Here is a 4,168-nt window from a genome sequence, read left to right as displayed (position 1 = left end):
CCGCGCGCAGGCCGGTGGGGCTCGATGGCGTGCGCGAACAGCGCATTGCCGTCACGGGCCACGATCAGGCGCTGCTGCGGCGCATGGGCGCGGGTGTAGCGTGGCAGGTCATCCAGCTGCACGTCGAAGAAACGGGTGACGGGTTGGCCGATCAGGCCGGCGGGATTGCGCCAGTCCAGGCCGGCGGCGCGCGCCAGCAGCTTGGCGCCGGTGTGCGTCATGCCGAGGATGCGGCCGGAGCCGTCCAGCGAGATCGCGGCCTCCGGATCCACGTCCAGGAATTCAGGAGAGCGCGCGAAGCGCAGCACCCATTCATTGCTGGTGCGCGCCATCAAGTTGGCCATTTCGATGCGGCGGGTGGTGCTGGTGACCAGATGCAGCGCCAGGTTCTGGCTGGCTTTCAGGATGGGCGAACTGAGCAGCGAGATGTCCAGCACGGCGGCCAGCTCGCCGTCGGCGCTGTAGATTGGCGCCGCGGTGCAGGACAGCGGTGTGTGGGTATTGTCGAAGTGATCGGTCTGGTGGATGGTGAGGGCTTCGCCGCTTTCCAGGCAGGCGCCCACGGCGCAGGTGCCGGCACGCTGCTCAGACCATTCCGACCCCAGATAAAGCCCGGCCTTGCGCAGGCTGGCGGTCTGCTGCGCATCGCCCAGGAACTCCACGGTGACGCCCTGGCGGTCGGCCAGCAGCAGCACGTAGTTCTGGCCGGCGACCTGGCGGAACAAATGGTCCAGGCCGGACCGCGCAATCGAGATCAGCGCTTCGGACTGCTGGCGGTGTTCGCGCAGCCGGCCATCCGGCACGATATAGGCTTCGCAGGCCTGGGCGGGATCCAGCCGGTACTGGTCCAGGCAGCGCAGCCAGCTGCTGACCACGTGCGCGTCGCGCTGCGTGGGCCGGCCTTGGCCGACCTGTTCGATCTCGCGGATATGGGCGGAGTGCAGGGATTCCTGACTAGGCATGTCGTCTCCATGTTGCGCCCGATCTGCGCCGGATCAACGGCCAGCATGCACAGAGGACGACACGCCTGTAAATGCTGGTTATCCAGCATCAGGACTCATGAGGGGACGCTACAGGTCGACCTTGACCTTGCCCGCCTGCACCAGCCCCGCCACGTCGCGGATTTCGGTCAGCAGCGCCTGTTGCAGCTGCGCGGGCGTGCCGCCGGTGGGCTGGAAGCCCTGTTCGCCCAGCTTGGCGCGCACTGCCTCGGTCTGCAACGCGCGGTTGATGCCCTGGTTCAGCGCCGCGATGGCGGCTTCCGGGGTGCCGGCGGCGCAATAGGTGCCGAACTGGATCTGCGCGGAGAAACCGGGATAGCCGCTTTCGGCCACCGTCGGAATGTCCGGGTACTTGGGCAGGCGCTCCGGGCTGGTCACGGCCAGCACGCGCAGGCGTCCGCCTTGCAGATACGGCTCCACCGCAGCGACGGTGGCGACCACCACCTGGATTTGCCCGCCCAGCAGGTCCGTCATCATCGGGCCCGTGCCGCGGTAGGGCACGTGCAGCATGTCGATGCCGCAGGCGGCCTGCAGCAGTTCGGTGGCCAGGTGCTGCGGCGTGGCGTTGCCGGGGGAACCGAAGGTCAGTCCCTTGGGGTCGCGCTTGGCCTGGGCGATGAGTTCGCCCAGCGTCTTGGCGGGCAGGTCGGCGTTGACCGCCACCATGTAGGGCGAACGCGCAATGGGGCAGACGGGCGCCAGCTGCTTGAGCACGTCCTCGGGCGGCCGGGCGTAGTAGCGCACCGAAGGCACCAGCCCGGCGAACAGCAGCACGCTGCCGTCCTTGGCGCCGTTGGCGGTGTAGTCGGCGCCCAGCATGCCGCTGGCGCCGGGCTTGTTTTCGACCACCACCGGCCGGTCGAGCGCGCCCTCCAGCGTCGCCGCGATCACCCGGCCCAGCACGTCGGTGCCGCCGCCTGGCGGGAAGGGCACGATGACGCGCAAGGGGACTTCGCGCGCACTGGCGGGGCTGCTCAACGCGGCCGCCAGCGGCGTCAGGGTCAGGGCCGCCATGTTCTTCAGGATGGTTCTGCGATTCATGTTGCTTGTCTCCGTATCCACTCTACGCGGGCTGATGGCCGGCCGTCTCTAAACCCAGGACGGTGCGCCGGCTGCCGCCAGAAAAAATCCGCGCAGCGCCGCCGCCACGACGGCGGGCTCCTCCACCGGCAGCATGTGTCGCTGCCCCGGCACCACCTGCGCGCGGGCATGGGGCAGGGCCTCGGCCAATTCCAGCGTCATGCGCGGGGTCGAGCCGACGTCCTGCTCGCCCGTCAGCACCAGGGCAGGACAAGCGATCGCGGGCGCGGCCTGCGCCAGTATCGGGTCGCCCTGCGCGAACACGCGGTACGCGGCCAGGAAACTGGCACGGTCGTTGTGCAGCAGACGCTGGCCGATGCTGGCCACGCGTTCTGGACGGGCGGCCTGGAACGCGGGTGTGAACCAGCGTTGCAGCGAGACCTGGGCGGCGGCTTCGGGGTCTTGCGTCGCCGCCGCGTCCAGCCGCGCCAGTACCGCGCGAGTTTCGTCGGGGCTGCGGCGGAACACGGTGCTCAGCAGGGCCAGCCGGGTGACGCGTTGCGGGCGCGCGGCGGCATAGGCGCCCGCGATCAGGCCGCCCATGGAATAGCCCAGCAGGTTGGCGCTTTGCCAGCCAGCGCGGTCCAGTTCCGTATCCAGCTGCGCGATGAAGTCCTGCACCGTCACGCTGGCGTCGATGGCGAGGGCGTGGCCGTGGCCCAGCATGTCATAGCGCAGCACCTCGAAATCCCGCTCCAGCAGCGGCGCCAAGTCGTCCCACAGCGTGTGGTCCAAGCCGACGCCATGCAGCAGCACCAGCGGCTCGCCGCGTCCCGTACGCCGAGAATGCGCGCTCATTTGGCCTGCGCCTCGCGTTCCAGTTCCTGCAGGTCGGAGTAGCGGTTGCCGATCCGGTGATGCGGACGCCCGGAGGTGGCCGCGCCCAGGGCGATCACGATCTCGTCAGGGGCGGGCGCGTCGTTGATGGTGGTCTGCACCGTCAGGTAGTGCGAGCGCAGGCCTTCGTCGAGCTTGTGCATCAGCGGCACGGTGATCACGCAGCCGGGGCCGCCGCGCATATTGGTGAAGCTCAGGTAGCTGGTGCCGCCGACCGCGCCGCGATAGGCGTTGCCGAAGCGCAAGGTGTGGATCAGCGCCGACGCGTGTTCCACTTCGCCTGCCGTGCCCACCACCGCGGCCTTGCCATAGGCTTCGACCTGGTCGGCAGAGCCGGCCTGGCGCAGGATTTCCGCGACCAGCAGCTCGCCCAGCGGCGGCGCGGCTTCCAGGATCTTGGGCCGCAGGTCTTCCTGGAACGGCTGGCCGGCCCAGGGATTGCGGATCACGGCCGCGGCGATGACCATTACCAGCGGGCGCTCGGCTGCGCGGCCGCCTTCGATCAGGGTTTTTTCCACATAGCTGACTACCTTGCGCACTTGCAAAGACATATCCGCTGCTCCAGTACCTGTAGGGTGAAAGACGGGGCCATTGTTGGGTTTCGGGCTGAGTTTTGACAATCCAAATTAACTCAAGTTAATTTCGGAAAATCCGAATTTTCCTTAGTCCAATGCCATGCCCTCGCCCCTGAAAATCCAGCACCTGCGCCAGTTCCTGCTGGCGGCCGATCACGGCAGTTTCCGCTTGGCGGCCGAAGGCACTTTCCGTTCGCAGGCGGCGGTGTCGGCGGCCATGCAGGACCTGGAGCTGCAGTTGGGCGCGCCGCTGTTCGAGCCCGGCAAGCGCGCCCAGCTCACGCCCCTGGGTCTTGCGGTGGCGCCGTTGTTCCGCGAGTTGCTGGCCACCCACGACCGGGTGCTGGACGCGGCGCGCCAGTTCGGCCTGGGCAGCCAGGGGCCGGTATCGCTGGCGGTGATGCCGTCGCTGGCCGACGAATGGCTGCCGCGCTTGCTGGAGCGCTATGCGCGCAGCCACCCCGCGATCCGCATCCGCGCCATCGACGAGTCGTCGCAGGACGTGCATCGGCTGGTACTGAGCGGCGAGGTGCAGGTAGGCGTGGCGGGGCAGGTGCCGCGCACCGCGGAGGTGGCTTTCGCGCCCGTGGCGCGCGATGCCTTCGGCCTGGTGTGCCGCAAGAACCATCCGCTGGCGCGGCGGCGCGGCCCCGTGCCCTGGTCGGCGCTGGCGGG

Annotated in this window: 5 protein-coding genes; 1 reads left to right on the top strand and 4 read right to left on the bottom strand. The window is 68.9% G+C overall.

Annotation, left to right across the window (positions count from 1 at the left end):
- From VIR09_RS20665 to VIR09_RS20650, 4 genes are all read right to left on the bottom strand, one after another.
- Positions 1-962: sigma-54-dependent Fis family transcriptional regulator (locus VIR09_RS20665; RefSeq protein ID WP_332014547.1), on the bottom strand; the 962-nt coding region annotated here is incomplete at its 3' end.
- Between the two features lie 108 nt (positions 963-1,070).
- Positions 1,071-2,042, bottom strand: coding sequence for a tripartite tricarboxylate transporter substrate binding protein (locus tag VIR09_RS20660; RefSeq protein WP_332014546.1), 972 nt, complete (start codon positions 2,040-2,042; stop codon positions 1,071-1,073).
- 48 nt (positions 2,043-2,090) lie between these two features.
- Positions 2,091-2,879 carry an alpha/beta fold hydrolase gene (locus VIR09_RS20655; RefSeq protein WP_332014545.1) on the bottom strand — a complete coding sequence of 263 codons (789 nt, stop codon included), beginning with the start codon at positions 2,877-2,879 and terminating at the stop codon, positions 2,091-2,093.
- On the bottom strand, positions 2,876-3,469 hold the full coding sequence (locus tag VIR09_RS20650) for an amino acid synthesis family protein (protein ID WP_054452076.1): 594 nt from the start codon (positions 3,467-3,469) through the stop codon (positions 2,876-2,878). Before VIR09_RS20650 ends, VIR09_RS20655 begins: the two co-directional genes overlap by 4 nt.
- 124 nt (positions 3,470-3,593) lie before the next feature.
- On the opposite strand from VIR09_RS20650, the gene VIR09_RS20645 reads away from it, so the two are divergent.
- Positions 3,594-4,168, top strand: a 575-nt coding sequence (locus VIR09_RS20645; protein ID WP_332014544.1) for a LysR family transcriptional regulator, incomplete at its 3' end; no start/stop codon positions are given.

This window comes from Achromobacter sp., from assembly GCF_036567245.1.
GTDB lineage: Bacteria > Pseudomonadota > Gammaproteobacteria > Burkholderiales > Burkholderiaceae_B > Achromobacter.
Note: the sequence above shows the minus strand (reverse complement) of the source record. Positions and strands in the feature narration are given on the sequence as shown.